Annotated in this window: 15 protein-coding genes and 1 tRNA gene; 13 read left to right on the top strand and 3 right to left on the bottom strand. The window is 68.6% G+C overall.

Annotation, left to right across the window (positions count from 1 at the left end; genetic code table 11):
• Positions 1–36 precede the first annotated feature (36 nt).
• From OHS17_RS19960 to OHS17_RS19970, 3 genes are all read left to right on the top strand, one after another.
• Complete coding sequence (locus OHS17_RS19960; RefSeq protein WP_330315303.1) at positions 37–585, top strand: TetR/AcrR family transcriptional regulator; 549 nt, start codon at positions 37–39, stop codon at positions 583–585.
• A gap of 77 nt (positions 586–662) precedes the next feature.
• Positions 663–2,117: an MFS transporter gene (locus tag OHS17_RS19965; protein WP_330313288.1), complete on the top strand. Its 1,455-nt coding sequence runs from the start codon at positions 663–665 to the stop codon at positions 2,115–2,117.
• A gap of 72 nt (positions 2,118–2,189) precedes the next feature.
• Positions 2,190–3,245: a UDP-N-acetylmuramate dehydrogenase gene (locus OHS17_RS19970; RefSeq protein WP_330313289.1), complete on the top strand. Its 1,056-nt coding sequence runs from the start codon at positions 2,190–2,192 to the stop codon at positions 3,243–3,245.
• 36 nt (positions 3,246–3,281) lie between these two features.
• On the opposite strand, the gene OHS17_RS19975 is transcribed toward OHS17_RS19970, so the two are convergent.
• Entirely contained in the window at positions 3,282–3,917 is a 636-nt protein-coding gene (locus OHS17_RS19975) for an NAD(P)-dependent oxidoreductase (RefSeq protein ID WP_330313290.1), read from the bottom strand.
• Positions 3,918–4,004: 87 nt separating this feature from the next.
• Between OHS17_RS19975 and OHS17_RS19980 the strand changes: the two genes are divergently transcribed.
• The gene (locus tag OHS17_RS19980; protein WP_018101266.1) at positions 4,005–4,604 is read left to right on the top strand and encodes a TetR/AcrR family transcriptional regulator; all 600 of its coding nucleotides are present in this window, start codon (positions 4,005–4,007) and stop codon (positions 4,602–4,604) included.
• 3 nt (positions 4,605–4,607) lie between these two features.
• Here the strand turns inward: OHS17_RS19980 and OHS17_RS19985 are convergent, their stop codons facing one another.
• Both OHS17_RS19985 and OHS17_RS19990 read right to left on the bottom strand, forming a co-directional pair.
• Positions 4,608–5,630 carry an adenosine deaminase gene (locus tag OHS17_RS19985; RefSeq protein WP_330313291.1) on the bottom strand — a complete coding sequence of 341 codons (1,023 nt, stop codon included), beginning with the start codon at positions 5,628–5,630 and terminating at the stop codon, positions 4,608–4,610.
• Positions 5,631–5,755: 125 nt separating this feature from the next.
• Positions 5,756–6,982, bottom strand: a complete 1,227-nt coding sequence (locus OHS17_RS19990) for a pyridoxal phosphate-dependent aminotransferase (RefSeq protein WP_026171281.1) — start codon at positions 6,980–6,982, stop codon at positions 5,756–5,758.
• Positions 6,983–7,206: 224 nt separating this feature from the next.
• Here OHS17_RS19990 and OHS17_RS19995 point away from each other — a divergent pair.
• The 9 genes from OHS17_RS19995 to rpoB all read left to right on the top strand — a co-directional run bounded on the left by OHS17_RS19995 (position 7,207) and on the right by rpoB (position 16,428).
• Positions 7,207–7,279 (top strand) — tRNA-Trp (locus OHS17_RS19995).
• 106 nt (positions 7,280–7,385) lie between these two features.
• Entirely contained in the window at positions 7,386–7,673 is a 288-nt protein-coding gene (secE, locus tag OHS17_RS20000) for a preprotein translocase subunit SecE (protein WP_018101263.1), read from the top strand.
• Positions 7,674–7,744: 71 nt separating this feature from the next.
• The gene (gene nusG, locus OHS17_RS20005) at positions 7,745–8,578 is read left to right on the top strand and encodes a transcription termination/antitermination protein NusG (RefSeq protein ID WP_330313292.1); all 834 of its coding nucleotides are present in this window, start codon (positions 7,745–7,747) and stop codon (positions 8,576–8,578) included.
• 175 nt (positions 8,579–8,753) lie between these two features.
• The gene (rplK, locus tag OHS17_RS20010; RefSeq protein WP_018101261.1) at positions 8,754–9,188 is read left to right on the top strand and encodes a 50S ribosomal protein L11; all 435 of its coding nucleotides are present in this window, start codon (positions 8,754–8,756) and stop codon (positions 9,186–9,188) included.
• A gap of 80 nt (positions 9,189–9,268) precedes the next feature.
• On the top strand, positions 9,269–9,991 hold the full coding sequence (rplA, locus tag OHS17_RS20015) for a 50S ribosomal protein L1 (protein WP_018101260.1): 723 nt from the start codon (positions 9,269–9,271) through the stop codon (positions 9,989–9,991).
• Positions 9,992–10,150: 159 nt separating this feature from the next.
• Entirely contained in the window at positions 10,151–11,062 is a 912-nt protein-coding gene (locus tag OHS17_RS20020; RefSeq protein WP_330313293.1) for a hypothetical protein, read from the top strand.
• A 292-nt stretch (positions 11,063–11,354) separates the two neighbouring features.
• A complete protein-coding gene (rplJ, locus tag OHS17_RS20025; protein ID WP_018101258.1) occupies positions 11,355–11,912 on the top strand; it encodes a 50S ribosomal protein L10 in 558 nt (185 codons plus the stop codon).
• An 84-nt stretch (positions 11,913–11,996) separates the two neighbouring features.
• A complete protein-coding gene (gene rplL / locus OHS17_RS20030) occupies positions 11,997–12,380 on the top strand; it encodes a 50S ribosomal protein L7/L12 (protein WP_018101257.1) in 384 nt (127 codons plus the stop codon).
• A gap of 562 nt (positions 12,381–12,942) precedes the next feature.
• Positions 12,943–16,428: a DNA-directed RNA polymerase subunit beta gene (gene rpoB, locus OHS17_RS20035; RefSeq protein ID WP_018101256.1), complete on the top strand. Its 3,486-nt coding sequence runs from the start codon at positions 12,943–12,945 to the stop codon at positions 16,426–16,428.
• The last annotated feature ends 72 nt before the right edge of the window (positions 16,429–16,500 follow it).

Genomic DNA, 16,500 nt, shown 5'->3' on the forward strand with positions numbered 1-16,500 from the left:
TTAGTGATTGAGTACTAACTTATGGGCATGGCAAGGATGAGTGCAGATGAGCGACGCGAGAGCGTCATCCGCGCGGCGATCACCGAGTTCGCCCGCGGCGGGTACAGCGCGACCTCCACCGCGGTGATCGCCCAGCGGGTGGGCGTCTCGCAGCCGTACCTCTTCCGTCTCTTCCCCAACAAGGAAGCGATGTTCCTCGCGGCGGCCGAGCGCTGCCTCGAAGAGACCCGGCGGGTCTTCGCCGAGGCGGCCGACGGGCTGGCCGGCGAAGAGGCGCTGCACGCCATGGCCCGCGCCTACCAGCAGCTGATCGCCGACGACCCCGAGAAGCTGCTCATGCAGATGCAGATGTACGCGGCCGTCGCCGCCGCCGAAGCCGCCGGGGACCACGAGTTCGGCGAGTCGGTGCGGGCCGGCTGGCTGGAGCTCTTCGACTCCGTCAACCTCGCGCTCGGCGCCGAGGTCAACGAGGCCACCCAGTTCCTCGCGTACGGCATGCTCGCCAACACGCTGACCTCGCTCGGCTTCCCGGCCGGACACCGGATCTGGTCCGGTTTCTACGCCTCCGCCCAGCCGGTCTCCTGAACGTGTTCGACCCCGGGTTCCGCCCGGTTTTCTGCCCGGAAAAGTTAGTCATCAATAACTAACCCTCAGGGGGAGCAGTGAACCAGCAATCGAAGGGCCGCGCGGGAGCGGCCTGGGCCCTCGTCATCACCAGCGTCGCCGGCTTCATGGCGGCTCTCGACAACCTCGTCGTCACCACCGCCCTGCCGTCCATCCGCGAAAGCCTCGGCGGAGAGATGGAGGAGCTGGAGTGGACGGTCAACGCCTACACGCTCACCTTCGCCGTCCTGCTGATGTTCGGCGCCGCCCTCGGTGACCGCTTCGGCCGCCGCCGGCTCTTCCTCACCGGCCTCACCATCTTCACCGGCGCCTCCGCCGCGGCCGCCCTCTCGCCCGGCATCAACGAACTCATCGCCTTCCGCGCCGTCCAGGGCGTCGGCGCCGCGATCATGATGCCGCTCACGCTCACCCTGCTCACCGCCGCCGTGGAACCCGCCCGACGGGGCATGGCGCTCGGCATCTTCAGCGCCGCGACCGGCCTCGCCGTGGCCAGCGGACCTCTGATCGGCGGCAGCCTCACCGAGCACATCTCCTGGCAGTGGATCTTCTGGCTCAACGTCCCGATCGGCCTGCTCCTGCTGCCGCTCGCCCGCTTCCGCCTCGCCGAGTCGCACGCCCCCGGCGCCCGGCTCGACGTCCCCGGCACCCTCCTCGTCAGCGGCGGTCTCTTCGGCATCGTCTACGGCCTCGTCAACGCCAACGCCGACGGCTGGACCAGCCCGACCGTCCTGACCTCCCTCGTCGCCGGCGTCGTGCTCATCGGCGCCTTCATCCGCCACGGCTTCCGGGGCCGCAAGCCCATGCTCCCCATGCAGCTCTTCCGGGACCGCGGCTTCTTCGGGATCAACATCGCCAGCATGCTGATGTACCTCGGGATGTTCGGCGCGATCTTCCTGCTCAGCCAGTACCTCCAGGGCGTCCTGGGCTACTCGCCGACCGAGGCCGGGCTGCGGATGCTGCCCTGGACCGGCATGCCGATGCTCGTAGCCCCCATCGCCGGGATGCTCTCCGACCGGTTCGGCGGCCGCCCGGTGGTCGTGACCGGGCTCGCCCTCCAGGCGGTCGGCCTCGCCCTCTTCGCCCTCGCCATCGCCCCGGACGCCTCCTACGTCTCGCAGCTGCCCGCCCTGATCATCGGCGGCATCGGAATGGCCCTGTACTTCGCGCCGGCCGCCAGCCTGGTGATGTCCAGCGTCCGCCCCGGTGACCAGGGCATCGCGTCCGGCGCCAACAACGCCCTCCGCGAGGTCGGCGGCGCCCTCGGGGTCGCCGTGCTCACCACCGTCTTCGCCTCGCAGGGCGGCCTGGAGTCCGCGCAGTCCTTCACCGACGGCACCGTGCCCGCCGTCTGGATCGGCTCCGGAGTCGTCGCCCTGGCCGCGCTCGTCGCCCTGATGATCCCCGGCCGCCGCGCCGCCGGTGAGCAGGAGGCCGCCGGGGAGACGGCCGAGACCCCGGCCCACGCCGAGGAGCAGGTCTCCGTACCCGCCTGACGCACCCCGCACCCGCCACACGGTCCGTGGCCCCGCCCAGACGGCGGGGCCACGGACCGTACCCTTGTCCCCGTGCAGGAACTCCACGACGCGCCCCTCGCCCCCCTGACCACCTTCCGGCTCGGCGGCCCCGCCACCCGGCTCCTCACGGCCACCACGGACACCGAGGTGATCGAAGCCGTGCGCGAGGCCGACGACAGCGGCACCCCGCTCCTGATCATCGGCGGCGGCAGCAACCTGGTCATCGGCGACAAGGGCTTCGAGGGCACCGCCCTGCGGATCGCCACCAAGGGCTTCGTCCTCGACGGCGGCTCCCTGGAACTGGCCGCGGGCGAGGTCTGGACCGACGCCGTCACCCGCACCGTGGAGGCCGGTCTCGCGGGCCTCGAATGCCTGGCCGGCATCCCCGGCTCGGCGGGTGCGACGCCCATCCAGAACGTCGGGGCGTACGGACAGGAGGTGTCCGCCACCATCACGGAGGTCGTCGCCTACGACCGGCGCACCCGGGAAACGGTCGTCCTGCCCAACTCCGAGTGCGCGTTCTCCTACCGGCACAGCCGCTTCAAGGCCGAACCCGACCGGTACGTGGTGCTGCGCGTCCGCTTCGGCCTGGAGGAGTCCGGCGGGCTCTCGGCGCCCCTGAAGTACCCGGAGACCGCGCGGGCCATGGGCGTCCAGGAGGGGGAGCGCGTTCCCACCGCCGAGGCCCGTGAAACGGTGCTCCGGCTGCGCGCCGGCAAGGGCATGGTGCTGGACCCCGAGGACCACGACACCTGGTCGGCCGGGTCCTTCTTCACCAACCCGATCCTGGAACAGGCCGAGTTCGACGCGTTCCTCGCCCGGGTCGCCGACCGGCTCGGCCCCGAGGTGGCGCCCCCCGCCTTCCCCGCCGGTGACGGGCGCACCAAGACCTCCGCCGCCTGGCTCATCGACCGGGCCGGCTTCACCAAGGGCTACGGCACCGGACCCGCCCGCATCTCCACCAAGCACACGCTGGCCCTCACCAACCGGGGCGCGGCGACCACGGAGGACCTGCTCGCCCTGGCGCGCGAGGTCGTGGCCGGGGTGCACGCGGCCTTCGGCGTCACCCTGGTCAACGAACCGGTGACGGTGGGCGTCAGCCTGTAGAGCGCCCGGGCCCCGTGCCCCGGGTGCTCCACGCCTTCAGTACGCGACGCCCACGCCCTGCTTCACCGTCGCCGCGTCGCCGATCAGCGCCAGCATCGCGTGGGCCACGTCGGCCCGGGAGATGGACCGGCCGCTGCGCGGGTTGCCGCCGACGACCGTGCGGTAGGTGCCCGTCAGGGGCCCGTTCGTCAGCTTGGGCGGCCGCACCGACGTCCAGTCCGTGGCCGAGGCCGCCAGCGCCGCCTCCATCGCGGTGAGATCCGCGTACACCTCCTTGAGGACCGCGCCGATCATCGAGAGCATCATCCGATCGAGCAGCGGCTCGTCGGCGGGCGTGGGGGCGACCGGGGCGGCGCTGACCACCAGCAGCCGCCGGGTGCCCTCCACCTCCATGGCCGTCAGCACGGCGCGGGTCAGCCGCTCGGCGATCCCGTCGGCCTTCCGGCCTCTGGACCCGAGGCCGGAGAGGACCGCGTCCCGGCCCGCCACCGCCTCCCGCAGCGCCTCCGGGTCGTCCACCCGGGCAGCCGTGTGCACCGTGATGTCCGAGAGCGGGACCGCGAGCCGGGCGGGATCGCGCACCACCGCCGTCACCTCGTGCCCCGCCGCCACCGCCTGGCGGACGATCTCCTGCCCGATACCGCCGGTCGCACCAAAAACCGTGAGCTTCATGGCACACCCCTTCGAGGTGGGTAAGTGTTCACTCACCTCTAGAGTGGGTGGGTAATCACTCACCCGTCAAGTCTTATCGGAGTGCTCATGGAGCAGAAGCCGGCCCGCGTCCGCCTCGTCGACGCCGCCCACGAGCTCATGCTCACCAAGGGCCTGGCCCGGACCACCACCAAGGAGATCGCCAAGGCCGCCGGCTGCTCGGAGGCCGCGCTCTACAAGAACTTCCTCAGCAAGGAGGAGCTGTTCGTGGTGGTCCTCAAGGAACGGCTGCCCAAGATCGATCTGCGCGAGCTCATCGCCGATCCGGGCGCGGGGGAGCGGTCGGTCGAGGAGAACCTCACCGACATCGCCCGGCAGGCCGCTCTGTTCTACGAGCAGAGCTTCCCGATCGCCGCCTCCCTGTACGCCGAACCGAGGCTCAAGGAGCGCCACGACGCGGCCATGCGCGAGCTCGGCACCGGCCCCCACCTGCCCATCCGCGGCGTCGACACGTATCTGCGGGCCGAACAGACCGCCGGCCGCGTCCGCCCCGACGCCGACACCTACGCGGCCGCCGCACTGCTCCTCGGCGCCTGCGCCCAGCGCGCCTTCGCCTACGACGCCACGGACGACGGCGAACCGCCCCAGCCGCTGGACGACTTCGCCGCGTCCCTCGCCCGCACCCTGCTCAACGGCCTCGCGGGCTGAGGCTCAGGCCGCAGGACCCGCCAGCCACGCGTCGACCCCCGCCAGCAGCTCCGCCCGCACCGGCTCCGGCGCCGTCGAACCGCGCACCGACTGGCGGGCCAGCTCGGCCAGCTCCTCGTCGGTGAACGCGTGGTGGCGGCGCACCAGGTCGTACTGCGCGGCCAGCCGGGAGCCGAAGAGCAGCGGGTCGTCCGCGCCGAGGGCCATCGGCACCCCCGCGTCGAACAGAGTGCGCAGGGGGACATCGGCGGGCTTCTCGTAGACGCCGAGCGCCACGTTGGACGCGGGGCACACCTCGCAGGTCACCCCCGCCTCCGCGAGCCGGCGCAGCAGCCGGGGGTCCTCGGCGGAGCGCACCCCGTGCCCCACACGGGCCGCGTCGAGGTCGTCCAGGCAGTCCCGGACGCTGGACGGGCCGGACAGCTCGCCGCCGTGCGGGGCGGCCAGCAGACCGCCCTCCCGGGCGATGGCGAAGGCCCGGTCGAAGTCGCGGGCCATCCCGCGCCGTTCGTCGTTGGAGAGGCCGAAGCCGACGACGCCCCGGTCCGCGTACCGCACGGCGAGCCGGGCGAGGGTCCGCGCGTCCAGCGGGTGTTTCATCCGGTTCGCCGCGATGACCACCCGGATCGGCAGCCCGGTCTCGCGCGAGGCGGCGTCCACCGCGTCCAGGATGATCTCGATCGCCGGGATCAGGCCGCCGAGCAGGGGTGCGTACGAGGTGGGGTCGACCTGGATCTCCAGCCAGCCGGAGCCGTCCGCCACGTCCTCCTGGGCGGTCTCGCGCACCAGGCGCTGGATGTCCTCGGGGGCCCGCAGGCAGGACCGGGCGATGTCGTACAGCCGCTGGAAGCGGAACCAGCCCCGCTCGTCCGTGGCGCGCAGCTTGGGCGGCTCGCCGCCGGTCAGGGCCTCGGGCAGCCGCACCCCGTACTTGTCGGCGAGCTCCAGCAGCGTCGTGGGCCGCATCGACCCGGTGAAGTGCAGGTGCAGGTGGGCCTTGGGCAGCAGCCGTACATCACGTTCCATTGCAAGATCCTGCCGCACGGAGGGGGCGGCGCGGTAGCCGCTTTCTCCATCGAGTGCCCTCTCGAACGCGAAAGCGACCCCCGGTTCGGACATCGGGGGCCGCTTTTACGGGAAGGGGGAGGCGCTTACGCCTTCGCCTCGCCCAGCAGCTTTTGGAGCCGCGAGACGCCCTCGACCAGGTCGTCGTCGCCCAGCGCGTACGACAGGCGCAGGTAGCCCGGCGTGCCGAACGCCTCGCCCGGGACGACCGCCACCTCGGCCTCGTCCAGGATCAGCGCGGCCAGCTCCACCGAGGTCTGCGGGCGCTTGCCGCGGATCTCCTTGCCGAGCAGGTCCTTGACCGAGGGGTACGCGTAGAACGCGCCCTCGGGCTCCGGGCAGAACACGCCGTCGATGTCGTTGAGCATCTTCACGATGGTCCGGCGGCGCCGGTCGAAGGCGGTGCGCATCTCGGCGACCGCGTCCAGGTCCCCGGAGACGGCGGCCAGCGCGGCGGCCTGCGAGACGTTGGCGACGTTGGACGTGGCGTGCGACTGGAGGTTCGTCGCGGCCTTCACGACGTCCTTGGGGCCGATGATCCACCCGACCCGCCAGCCGGTCATCGCGTACGTCTTGGCGACGCCGTTGACCACGATGCACTTGTCGCGCAGCTCCGGCACGACCGCCGGGAGCGAGGTGAACTTCGCGTCCCCGTAGACCAGGTGCTCGTAGATCTCGTCGGTCATCACCCAGAGGCCGTGCTCGACGGCCCAGCGGCCGATCGCCTCGGTGTCGGCCTCGCTGTAGACCGCGCCGGTCGGGTTCGACGGGGAGACGAACAGGACGACCTTCGTACGCTCGGTACGGGCCGCCTCCAGCTGCTCCACGGAGACCCGGTAACCGGTGGTCTCGTCGGCCACGACCTCCACCGGGACGCCGCCGGCCAGCCGGATCGACTCGGGGTAGGTGGTCCAGTACGGGGCCGGGACGATGACCTCGTCGCCCGGGTCGAGGATCGCGGCGAACGCCTCGTAGATCGCCTGCTTGCCGCCGTTGGTCACCAGGATCTGGGACGCGTCGACCTCGTAACCGGAGTCGCGCAGCGTCTTCTCCGCGATGGCGGCCTTGAGCTCGGGGAGCCCGCCCGCCGGGGTGTAGCGGTGGTACTTCGGGGTGCGGCACGCCTCGACGGCGGCGTCCACGATGTAGCCGGGGGTCGGGAAGTCGGGCTCGCCCGCACCGAAGCCGATCACCGGGCGGCCGGCGGCCTTGAGGGCCTTGGCCTTGGCGTCGACGGCGAGGGTGGCGGACTCGGAGATGGCACCGATGCGGGCGGAGACCCGGCTCTCGGACGGAGAAGTAGCAGCGCTCATGCCCCCATGCTCGCAGACCGTTTTCCGCGTCGGCACAGGGGTTTCAGGGACCGGACAGCACTCGGACAGCATGCGGACACGAAGCGACCAGGAGCGATCAGCAGCTTTCTGTTCGACGCCGGGCCGCTGAGCACGTACACTCTCCTGTCGTTGGCCTTCACCAGCCGCACCGTTCCTGCACTCGGGTCATCCGGGAACATGCGGTAGGTTGGTGGAATCCACAAAGGGTCGTAGCTCAATTGGTAGAGCACTGGTCTCCAAAACCAGCGGTTGGGGGTTCAAGTCCCTCCGGCCCTGCTACACACTCCTTCGCCAGGATGTGTGCGCATGTACGTACTTCAATGCACCGCCGTGCGGCTCCACCGGGCGCGGCACGGCCACGACCCGGAATCAGGTGAGAAGCGTGACGGACGCCGTGGGCTCCATCGACAAGCCTGATGCCGAGGACGAGGCCCCCGAGTCGAAGAAGAAGACCCGGAAGGGCGGCAAGCGCGGCAAGAAGGGCCCTCTGGGCCGTCTCGCGCTCTTCTACCGCCAGATCGTCGCGGAGCTCCGCAAGGTCGTCTGGCCGACGCGCAACCAGCTGACGACGTACACCACTGTGGTGATTGCGTTCGTCGTCGTCATGATCGGCCTCGTAACCGTGATTGACTTCGGTTTCGCGCGGGTCATCAAGTACGTCTTCGGCTGATCCACGCGAAGGGCGCCTGATGGGCGCCCCTTTCGCATGTTCCACCCATCTGTATCCAGGAAGAAGCCACCGTGTCTGACCCGAACCTGAACGACGCCGTCGAGCCGACGGCGGGCGCCTTCGAGTCCGCCGAGGACGAGCTCGACATCGTCGAGGCGGCGGACGCCGAGGAGTCGGACCAGGCCGAAGCCGCCGACGCCGACGAGGCCGGCGACGAGGCGTCCGAGGACACCGCCGAGGAGACCGCGGACGCGGCCGACGAGGAGGAGGCCGAGCCGGCCGAGCCCGTCGACCCCGTCACGGCCCTGCGCGAAGAGCTCCGCGGGCTGCCGGGCGAGTGGTACGTCATCCACACGTACGCCGGTTACGAGAAGCGTGTGAAGGCCAACCTGGAGCAGCGCGCCGTCTCGCTGAACGTGGAGGAGTTCATCTATCAGGCCGAGGTGCCTGAGGAGGAAATCGTCCAGATCAAGAACGGCGAGCGCAAGAACGTCCGTCAGAACAAGCTCCCGGGCTACGTCCTGGTGCGCATGGACCTGACGAACGAGTCCTGGGGCGTCGTCCGCAACACCCCCGGTGTCACCGGCTTCGTGGGCAACGCCTACGACCCGTACCCGCTGACGCTGGACGAGATCGTCAAGATGCTCGCTCCGGAGGCCGAGGAGAAGGCCGCCCGCGAGGCCGCCGAGGCCGAGGGCAAGCCGGCTCCGGCCCGCAAGGTCACCGTCGAGGTCCTCGACTTCGAGGTCGGCGACTCGGTCACCGTCACCGACGGCCCGTTCGCGACGCTGCAGGCGACGATCAACGAGATCAACGCCGACTCGAAGAAGGTCAAGGGCCTGGTCGAGATCTTCGGTCGCGAGACCCCGGTCGAGCTGAGCTTCGACCAGATCCAGAAGAACTGAGCTTTCCGCCCGCTTCTGGACACATGCCTACCGAGCAGGTCAGACAGGCTCTCGCAGCCGGTCTGACCTGCTTGGTTTTTGGTCGCACGGCTATACCCGTTATCGTTGTGCGGTATGCCTGCATCCGGATGACCGGATGAAGGCGAAAACTCTCACTAGGACCCGGAGAGAGCACATGCCTCCCAAGAAGAAGAAGGTCACGGGGCTTATCAAGCTCCAGATCAACGCCGGTGCGGCCAACCCGGCCCCGCCGGTCGGCCCCGCACTGGGTCAGCACGGCGTCAACATCATGGAGTTCTGCAAGGCCTACAACGCCGCGACCGAGTCGCAGCGTGGCATGGTCGTGCCGGTGGAAATTACGGTCTACGAGGACCGCTCCTTCACCTTCATCACCAAGACTCCGCCGGCCGCCAAGCTGATCCTCAAGGCCGCGGGTGTGGAGAAGGGCTCCGGCGAGCCGCACAAGACCAAGGTCGCCAAGCTGACGGCTGCCCAGGTCCGCGAGATCGCCACGACGAAGCTCCCCGACCTGAACGCCAACGACCTCGACGCCGCGTCGAAGATCATCGCTGGCACCGCCCGTTCCATGGGCATCACGGTCGAAGGCTGATTCAGCCCCACGCCCTCAGTGGTAGGACCGGCGCTGGTCCGCACCACGACTCCACACTCTGAAAACCATCAGGAGTAGAAGTGAAGCGCAGCAAGAACCTCCGCGCTGCGGACGCCAAGATCGACCGGGAGCGCCTGTACGCCCCGCTCGAGGCCGTCCGTCTCGCCAAGGAGACCGCCACCACGAAGTTCGACGGCACCGTCGAGGTCGCCTTCCGCCTGGGTGTTGACCCGCGCAAGGCCGACCAGATGGTCCGCGGCACCGTGAACCTCCCGCACGGCACCGGCAAGACCGCCCGGGTCCTGGTCTTCGCGACCGGTGACCGTGCTGCGGCCGCGGAAGCCGCCGGCGCCGACATCGTCGGCTCCGACGAGCTCATCGACGAGGTGGCGAAGGGCCGTCTGGACTTCGACGCCGTCGTCGCGACCCCGGACCTCATGGGCAAGGTCGGCCGTCTCGGCCGCGTGCTCGGTCCGCGTGGTCTGATGCCGAACCCGAAGACCGGTACGGTCACCCCCGATGTCGTGAAGGCTGTCAACGACATCAAGGGCGGCAAGATCGAGTTCCGCGTCGACAAGCACTCGAACCTGCACTTCATCATCGGCAAGGTCTCCTTCGACGAGACCAAGCTGGTGGAGAACTACGCAGCGGCGCTGGAAGAGGTCCTCCGCCTCAAGCCGTCCGCGGCGAAGGGCCGTTACATCAAGAAGGCCGCCCTGGCGACCACGATGGGCCCCGGCATCCCGCTGGACTCCAACCGCACCCGTAACCTCCTCACCGAGGAGGACCCGGCCGCCGTCTGAGCCTCCGCGCTCGTATGACCGCCGCGTCACGTGTGACATGGGACGGGCCCCGCAACCTTTCGAGGTGCGGGGCCCGTCCTCATTCGTACGTGGACATGACTGTCGGAGCCCTGCGTTAGCGTGGGTGACCGAGAGTCGAACGAGGGGTGGGAATCACATATGTTGACCAAAACCGTACGGCGCGTGGGCCTGTCCGTCGCTGTGGCGGCGGCGCTGACCTCGGTCGCGGCCTGTGGGGGATCGGACGACGGCGGCAGCAAGGGCGGGGACAAGAACGAGAGCGCCGGCCGTGCCGTGGCGAAGGTCGACCCTATCGCCGCGCTGGTCGCCGTGCAGAAGAAGACCGGCCAGGCGCACTCGGCCCGGATCGACGGCACGACGACCATGGGCAGCGCGATGTCCGCCAAGCAGCAGGGCACCATCGACTGGTCCGACGGCATCACCGGCACGCTGAAGATCACGTCCACCGGCGGGGCCATGGCCGACAGCATGAAGCAGCTCGGCAGCGACGGCACGATGGAGGCCCGTTACCTCAAGGACGGGTACGTGGTGGACATGGGCGAGGCCATGGCCCAGCAGACCGGCGGCAAGCGCTGGATCAGCTACAGCTACGACGACATGGCCAAGCTCTCCGGCGCCGCGGGCGCCGCGATGAAGGACCAGATGCAGAACAGCACCCCGGAGCAGGGGGTGAAGTCGCTGCTGGCCTCCGGTGACGTGAAGAAGGTCGGCCAGGAGGACGTGCGCGGCGTCAGCGCCACGCACTACTCGGGCACGGTCGACGTCGCCGAGCTGACCGCCAAGAACAGCAGTCTGGACGCCGACGAGATCGCCGAGCTCAAGAAGCAGCTGGCCACGTCCGGGATCACCACCGAGAAGATCGACATCTGGGTGGACGAGAACGATCTGCTGGTGAAGAAGACCGAGCGCGGCGAGATGCAGACCGGCGAGCTCAACTCCACGGTGTTCTACAGCGACTACGGCGTGAAGGTGTCGGTCGAGGCCCCGCCGGCCGCCCAGACCGTCGACTTCACCGAGCTGATGAAGCAGCAGCAGGGAGCCGCTTCGTAACCCGGTTCCGGGACGTTCAAACCTCCCGGCAGCACCCGAAGCGGGACGGATTTGCCCGGCGCGACCCGAGTCGCGTACTCTCCTTTAGAAGCCAAAGACCGCTGGTCGTTTCTTGAATCCGTGATGGATTCGGGCAACCGAAGGCTCCGTTGATGCGGACGACCTGCGCAGGTGACTGTGGAGAGCTCCCGGACTTCGTTCGGTCGAGCTACGCCCTGGCGCCTGCGCCGGGGCGTTTCGTCTTTCCGGTCCCTTTCGAGCGGTCCTCATCACCCGGAAGGAGGCCGACGCTATGGCTAGGCCCGACAAGGCTGCAGCGGTAGCCGAGCTCGCGGACCAGTTCCGCAGCTCGAACGCCGCCGTGCTGACCGAGTACCGGGGTCTCACCGTGGCACAGCTCAAGCAGCTGCGCCGTTCGCTCGGTGAGAACGCCCAGTACGCCGTGGTGAAGAACACGCTGACCAAGATTGCGGCCAACGAGGCCGGGATCGACACGCTGGACGACCTGTTCGCAGGTCCGACGGCGGTTGCCTTCGTCACCGGTGACCCGGTGGAGTCGGCGAAGGGTCTTCGTGACTTCGCCAAGGACAACCCGAACCTGATCATCAAGGGCGGTGTCCTTGACGGCAAGGCGCTGTCCGCCGATGACATCAAGCAGCTCGCGGACCTCGAGTCCCGCGAGGTTCTGCTCGCCAAGCTGGCCGGTGCCATGAAGGGCAAGCAGACTCAGGCTGCGCAGCTCTTCCAGGCGCTGCCGTCGAAGTTCGTCCGCACCGCGGAAGCGCTTCGCGTCAAGCTGGAGGAGCAGGGCGGTGCCGGTACGCCGGCTCCCGCCGAGGCCGCCGAGTAATCACGCTCAGCGGTCCAGCGGGCCCCACGTACGCCCGCCGACATATACATCCGGCACCTGCCGAATAGTGGAAGGACGCCTGTCATGGCGAAGCTCAGCCAGGAAGACCTGCTCGCTCAGTTCGAGGAGCTCACCCTCATCGAGCTCTCCGAGTTCGTGAAGGCCTTCGAGGAGAAGTTCGACGTCACCGCCGCCGCGGCCGTCGCCGTCGCGGGCCCGGGCCAGGCCGGCCCGGCCGCCCCGGTCGAGGACGAGAAGGACGAGTTCGACGTCATCCTCACCGCCGCCGGTGACAAGAAGATCCAGGTCATCAAGGTCGTGCGTGAGCTGACCTCCCTCGGCCTGAAGGAGGCCAAGGACCTCGTGGACGGCGCCCCGAAGCCCGTCCTCGAGAAGGTCGCGAAGGACGCCGCGGACAAGGCTGCCGAGTCCCTCAAGGGCGCCGGCGCCTCCGTCGAGGTCAAGTGACCCGAGGAGTCCTCTGACTCCTCAGGACCCCCGTGTCGCGAGGCGCGGAGTCACATCGCGAAAGGCGATCACCCGTACGGGTGGTCGCCTTTCGGCGTACCGGAGGAGGGTGCCTTGCCCTTCCCGCGTTGACGAGTATGGTGATCTTCGCCGTGCGCCTCTCGCGGGGCCCGAGGGCGGCCGGGGCCGAAGGGGCCCTTGACGAACCGCACGCGGCGCGCAATTCTCAAGGCGCGTCGCCGAATCGATCCGAATCCGAGGCATGGATCGACGGCGAAGCGGGCAGTAAAGAAGGGCGCACCTCGCGCAGGGCTGGACATAGGTGTTGAGAAGAGCTGTTGAGAGCAACGTGGGTCTCTGAAAACCCCGACTGGACATCAGTGTGGCACTTGGCTACACTGACCCTTTGCGCTGCCTGTTAGCTGCCTCCTGCCCGTCACCAGGGGCATACCCATCCTGAGCATCGTGGACCGATCTTCCCTGACCTGGGATTTTCTGCCCTCATGTCCAATTTGGGACCGGTACGCGCGTAGTGAGTCCGAGCCCTCGGAAGGACCCCCTCTTGGCCGCCTCGCGCAACGCCTCGACCGCGAATACGAACAACGGCGCCAGCACCGCCCCGCTGCGCATCTCTTTTGCAAAGATCAAGGAGCCCCTCGAGGTTCCGAACCTCCTCGCGCTGCAGACCGAGAGCTTTGACTGGCTCCTCGGCAACGCCGCCTGGAAGGCTCGCGTCGAGGCTGCTCTGGACAGTGGACAAGACGTCCCCACCAAGTCCGGCCTGGAGGAGATCTTCGAGGAGATCTCTCCGATCGAGGACTTCTCCGGGTCGATGTCGCTCACGTTCCGCGACCACCGCTTCGAGCCCCCGAAGAACTCGATCGACGAGTGCAAGGAGCGCGACTTCACGTTCGCCGCCCCGCTCTTCGTCACGGCCGAGTTCACCAACAACGAGACCGGCGAGATCAAGTCCCAGACGGTCTTCATGGGCGACTTCCCGCTCATGACCAACAAGGGCACCTTCGTCATCAACGGCACCGAGCGTGTCGTGGTGTCGCAGCTGGTCCGCTCGCCGGGTGTCTACTTCGACTCCTCGATCGACAAGACGTCCGACAAGGACATCTTCTCCGCCAAGATCATCCCCTCCCGGGGTGCCTGGCTGGAGATGGAGATCGACAAGCGCGACATGGTCGGTGTCCGCATCGACCGCAAGCGCAAGCAGTCGGTCACCGTCCTCCTGAAGGCGCTCGGCTGGAGCACCGAGCAGATCCTCGAGGAGTTCGGCGAGTACGAGTCCATGCGCGCCACCCTGGAGAAGGACCACACCCAGGGCCAGGACGACGCGCTGCTCGACATCTACCGCAAGCTCCGCCCGGGCGAGCCGCCCACCCGCGAGGCCGCTCAGACGCTGCTCGAGAACCTCTACTTCAACCCGAAGCGCTACGACCTCGCGAAGGTCGGCCGCTACAAGGTGAACAAGAAGCTCGGCGCGGACGAGCCGCTGGACGCCGGCGTGCTCACCACCGACGACGTCATCGCGACCATCAAGTACCTGGTCAAGCTGCACGCCGGTGAGACCGAGACGGTCGGCGAGTCCGGTCGGACGATCGTCGTCGAGACCGACGACATCGACCACTTCGGCAACCGCCGCCTGCGCAACGTCGGCGAGCTCATCCAGAACCAGGTCCGTACGGGTCTCGCCCGTATGGAGCGTGTCGTGCGCGAGCGCATGACCACCCAGGACGTCGAGGCGATCACGCCGCAGACCCTGATCAACATCCGGCCGGTCGTCGCCTCCATCAAGGAGTTCTTCGGCACCAGCCAGCTGTCGCAGTTCATGGACCAGAACAACCCGCTGTCGGGTCTCACCCACAAGCGCCGTCTGTCGGCTCTTGGCCCGGGTGGTCTCTCCCGTGAGCGGGCCGGCTTCGAGGTCCGAGACGTGCACCCGTCCCACTACGGACGCATGTGCCCGATCGAGACCCCCGAAGGCCCGAACATCGGTCTGATCGGTTCGCTCGCCTCGTACGGCCGCGTCAACGCGTTCGGCTTCATCGAGACGCCGTACCGCAAGGTCGTCGACGGCCAGGTCACCGACGAGGTCGACTACGTCACCGCCGACGAGGAAGACCGTTTCGTCATCGCCCAGGCGAACGCGACGCTCTCCGACGACCTGCGCTTCACCGAGCCCCGCGTCCTGGTCCGCCGTCGTGGCGGCGAGGTCGACTACGTCCCCGGTGGCGAGGTCGACTACATGGACGTCTCGCCGCGCCAGATGGTGTCCGTCGCGACCGCGATGATCCCCTTCCTGGAGCACGACGACGCCAACCGTGCCCTCATGGGCGCGAACATGATGCGCCAGGCCGTTCCGCTCATCAAGAGCGAGGCGCCGCTCGTCGGCACCGGCATGGAGTACCGCTGCGCCACCGACGCCGGTGACGTGCTGAAGGCCGAGAAGGACGGTGTGGTCCAGGAGGTCTCCGCGGACTACATCACCGTCACGAACGACGACGGTACGTACACCACGTACCGCATCGCCAAGTTCATGCGCTCGAACCAGGGCACCTCGGTCAACCAGAAGGTCGTCGTCTCCGAGGGCGACCGCGTCATCGAGGGCCAGGTCCTCGCCGACGGCCCGGCCACCGAGTTCGGTGAGATGGCGCTCGGCAAGAACCTGCTCGTGGCGTTCATGCCCTGGGAGGGTCACAACTACGAGGACGCGATCATCCTGTCGCAGCGCCTCGTGCAGGACGACGTCCTCTCCTCGATCCACATCGAGGAGCACGAGGTCGACGCCCGTGACACCAAGCTCGGCCCCGAGGAGATCACCCGGGACATCCCGAACGTCTCCGAGGAGGTCCTCGCGGACCTGGACGAGCGCGGCATCATCCGTATCGGTGCCGAGGTCGTCGCCGGCGACATCCTCGTCGGCAAGGTCACGCCCAAGGGTGAGACCGAGCTGACCCCCGAGGAGCGCCTGCTCCGCGCGATCTTCGGCGAGAAGGCGCGCGAGGTCCGCGATACCTCGTTGAAGGTGCCGCACGGCGAGATCGGCAAGGTCATCGGCGTCCGCGTCTTCGACCGCGAAGAGGGCGACGAGCTGCCGCCGGGCGTGAACCAGCTGGTCCGCGTCTACGTCGCGCAGAAGCGCAAGATCACCGACGGTGACAAGCTCGCCGGCCGTCACGGCAACAAGGGCGTCATCTCGAAGATCCTGCCGATCGAGGACATGCCGTTCCTGGAGGACGGCACCCCGGTCGACATCATCCTCAACCCGCTGGGTGTCCCGTCCCGAATGAACCCGGGACAGGTCCTGGAGATCCACCTCGGCTGGCTCGCCAGCCGCGGCTGGGACGTCTCCGGCCTCGGTGACGAGTGGGCCAAGCGCCTGCAGGCCATCGGCGCCGACCAGGTCGCCCCCGGCACCAACGTCGCCACGCCCGTCTTCGACGGCGCGCGCGAGGACGAGATCTCCGGTCTCTTCGAGGCCACGATCCCGAACCGCGACGGCATGCGTCTGGTGCAGCCCTCCGGCAAGGCCAAGCTGTTCGACGGCCGCTCCGGCGAGCCGTTCCCGGACCCGGTCTCGGTCGGCTACATGTACATCCTCAAGCTGCACCACCTGGTCGACGACAAGCTCCACGCCCGTTCGACCGGCCCGTACTCCATGATCACGCAGCAGCCGCTGGGTGGTAAGGCGCAGTTCGGTGGGCAGCGATTCGGTGAGATGGAGGTGTGGGCCCTTGAGGCTTACGGCGCCGCTTACGCCCTCCAGGAACTGCTGACGATCAAGTCCGACGACGTCACCGGCCGCGTGAAGGTCTACGAGGCGATCGTCAAGGGCGAGAACATCCCCGAGCCGGGCATTCCCGAGTCCTTCAAGGTGCTCATCAAGGAAATGCAGTCGCTCTGCCTCAACGTGGAGGTGCTGTCCTCGGACGGCATGTCCATCGAGATGCGCGACACGGACGAGGACGTCTTCCGCGCGGCGGAGGAGCTCGGTATCGACCTGTCCCGGCGCGAGCCGAGCAGCGTCGAAGAGGTCTGACGGGTTGGCCGGCCGGATCCCCGTGATCCGGCCGGCTCTCCCCGGACCCGTTCAGACCATTGCTGAAGTGCC

This window comes from Streptomyces sp. NBC_00523 (assembly GCF_036346615.1).
Classification (GTDB): domain Bacteria; phylum Actinomycetota; class Actinomycetes; order Streptomycetales; family Streptomycetaceae; genus Streptomyces.

What these genes read in the sequence shown, in the direction of transcription:
- OHS17_RS19985 (WP_330313291.1), bottom strand. Translation starts at nt 5,630, where the DNA reads ATGGAACGTGATGTACGGCTGCTGCCCAAGGCCCACCTGCACCTGCAC.
- rplK (WP_018101261.1), top strand. Translation starts at nt 8,754, where the DNA reads ATGCCTCCCAAGAAGAAGAAGGTCACGGGGCTTATCAAGCTCCAGATC.
- rplJ (WP_018101258.1), top strand. Translation starts at nt 11,355, where the DNA reads ATGGCTAGGCCCGACAAGGCTGCAGCGGTAGCCGAGCTCGCGGACCAG.
- OHS17_RS19960 (WP_330315303.1), top strand. Translation starts at nt 37, where the DNA reads ATGAGTGCAGATGAGCGACGCGAGAGCGTCATCCGCGCGGCGATCACC.
- OHS17_RS19975 (WP_330313290.1), bottom strand. Translation starts at nt 3,917, where the DNA reads ATGAAGCTCACGGTTTTTGGTGCGACCGGCGGTATCGGGCAGGAGATC.
- OHS17_RS19990 (WP_026171281.1), bottom strand. Translation starts at nt 6,982, where the DNA reads ATGAGCGCTGCTACTTCTCCGTCCGAGAGCCGGGTCTCCGCCCGCATC.
- OHS17_RS19980 (WP_018101266.1), top strand. Translation starts at nt 4,005, where the DNA reads ATGGAGCAGAAGCCGGCCCGCGTCCGCCTCGTCGACGCCGCCCACGAG.
- rplL (WP_018101257.1), top strand. Translation starts at nt 11,997, where the DNA reads ATGGCGAAGCTCAGCCAGGAAGACCTGCTCGCTCAGTTCGAGGAGCTC.
- OHS17_RS20020 (WP_330313293.1), top strand. Translation starts at nt 10,151, where the DNA reads ATGTTGACCAAAACCGTACGGCGCGTGGGCCTGTCCGTCGCTGTGGCG.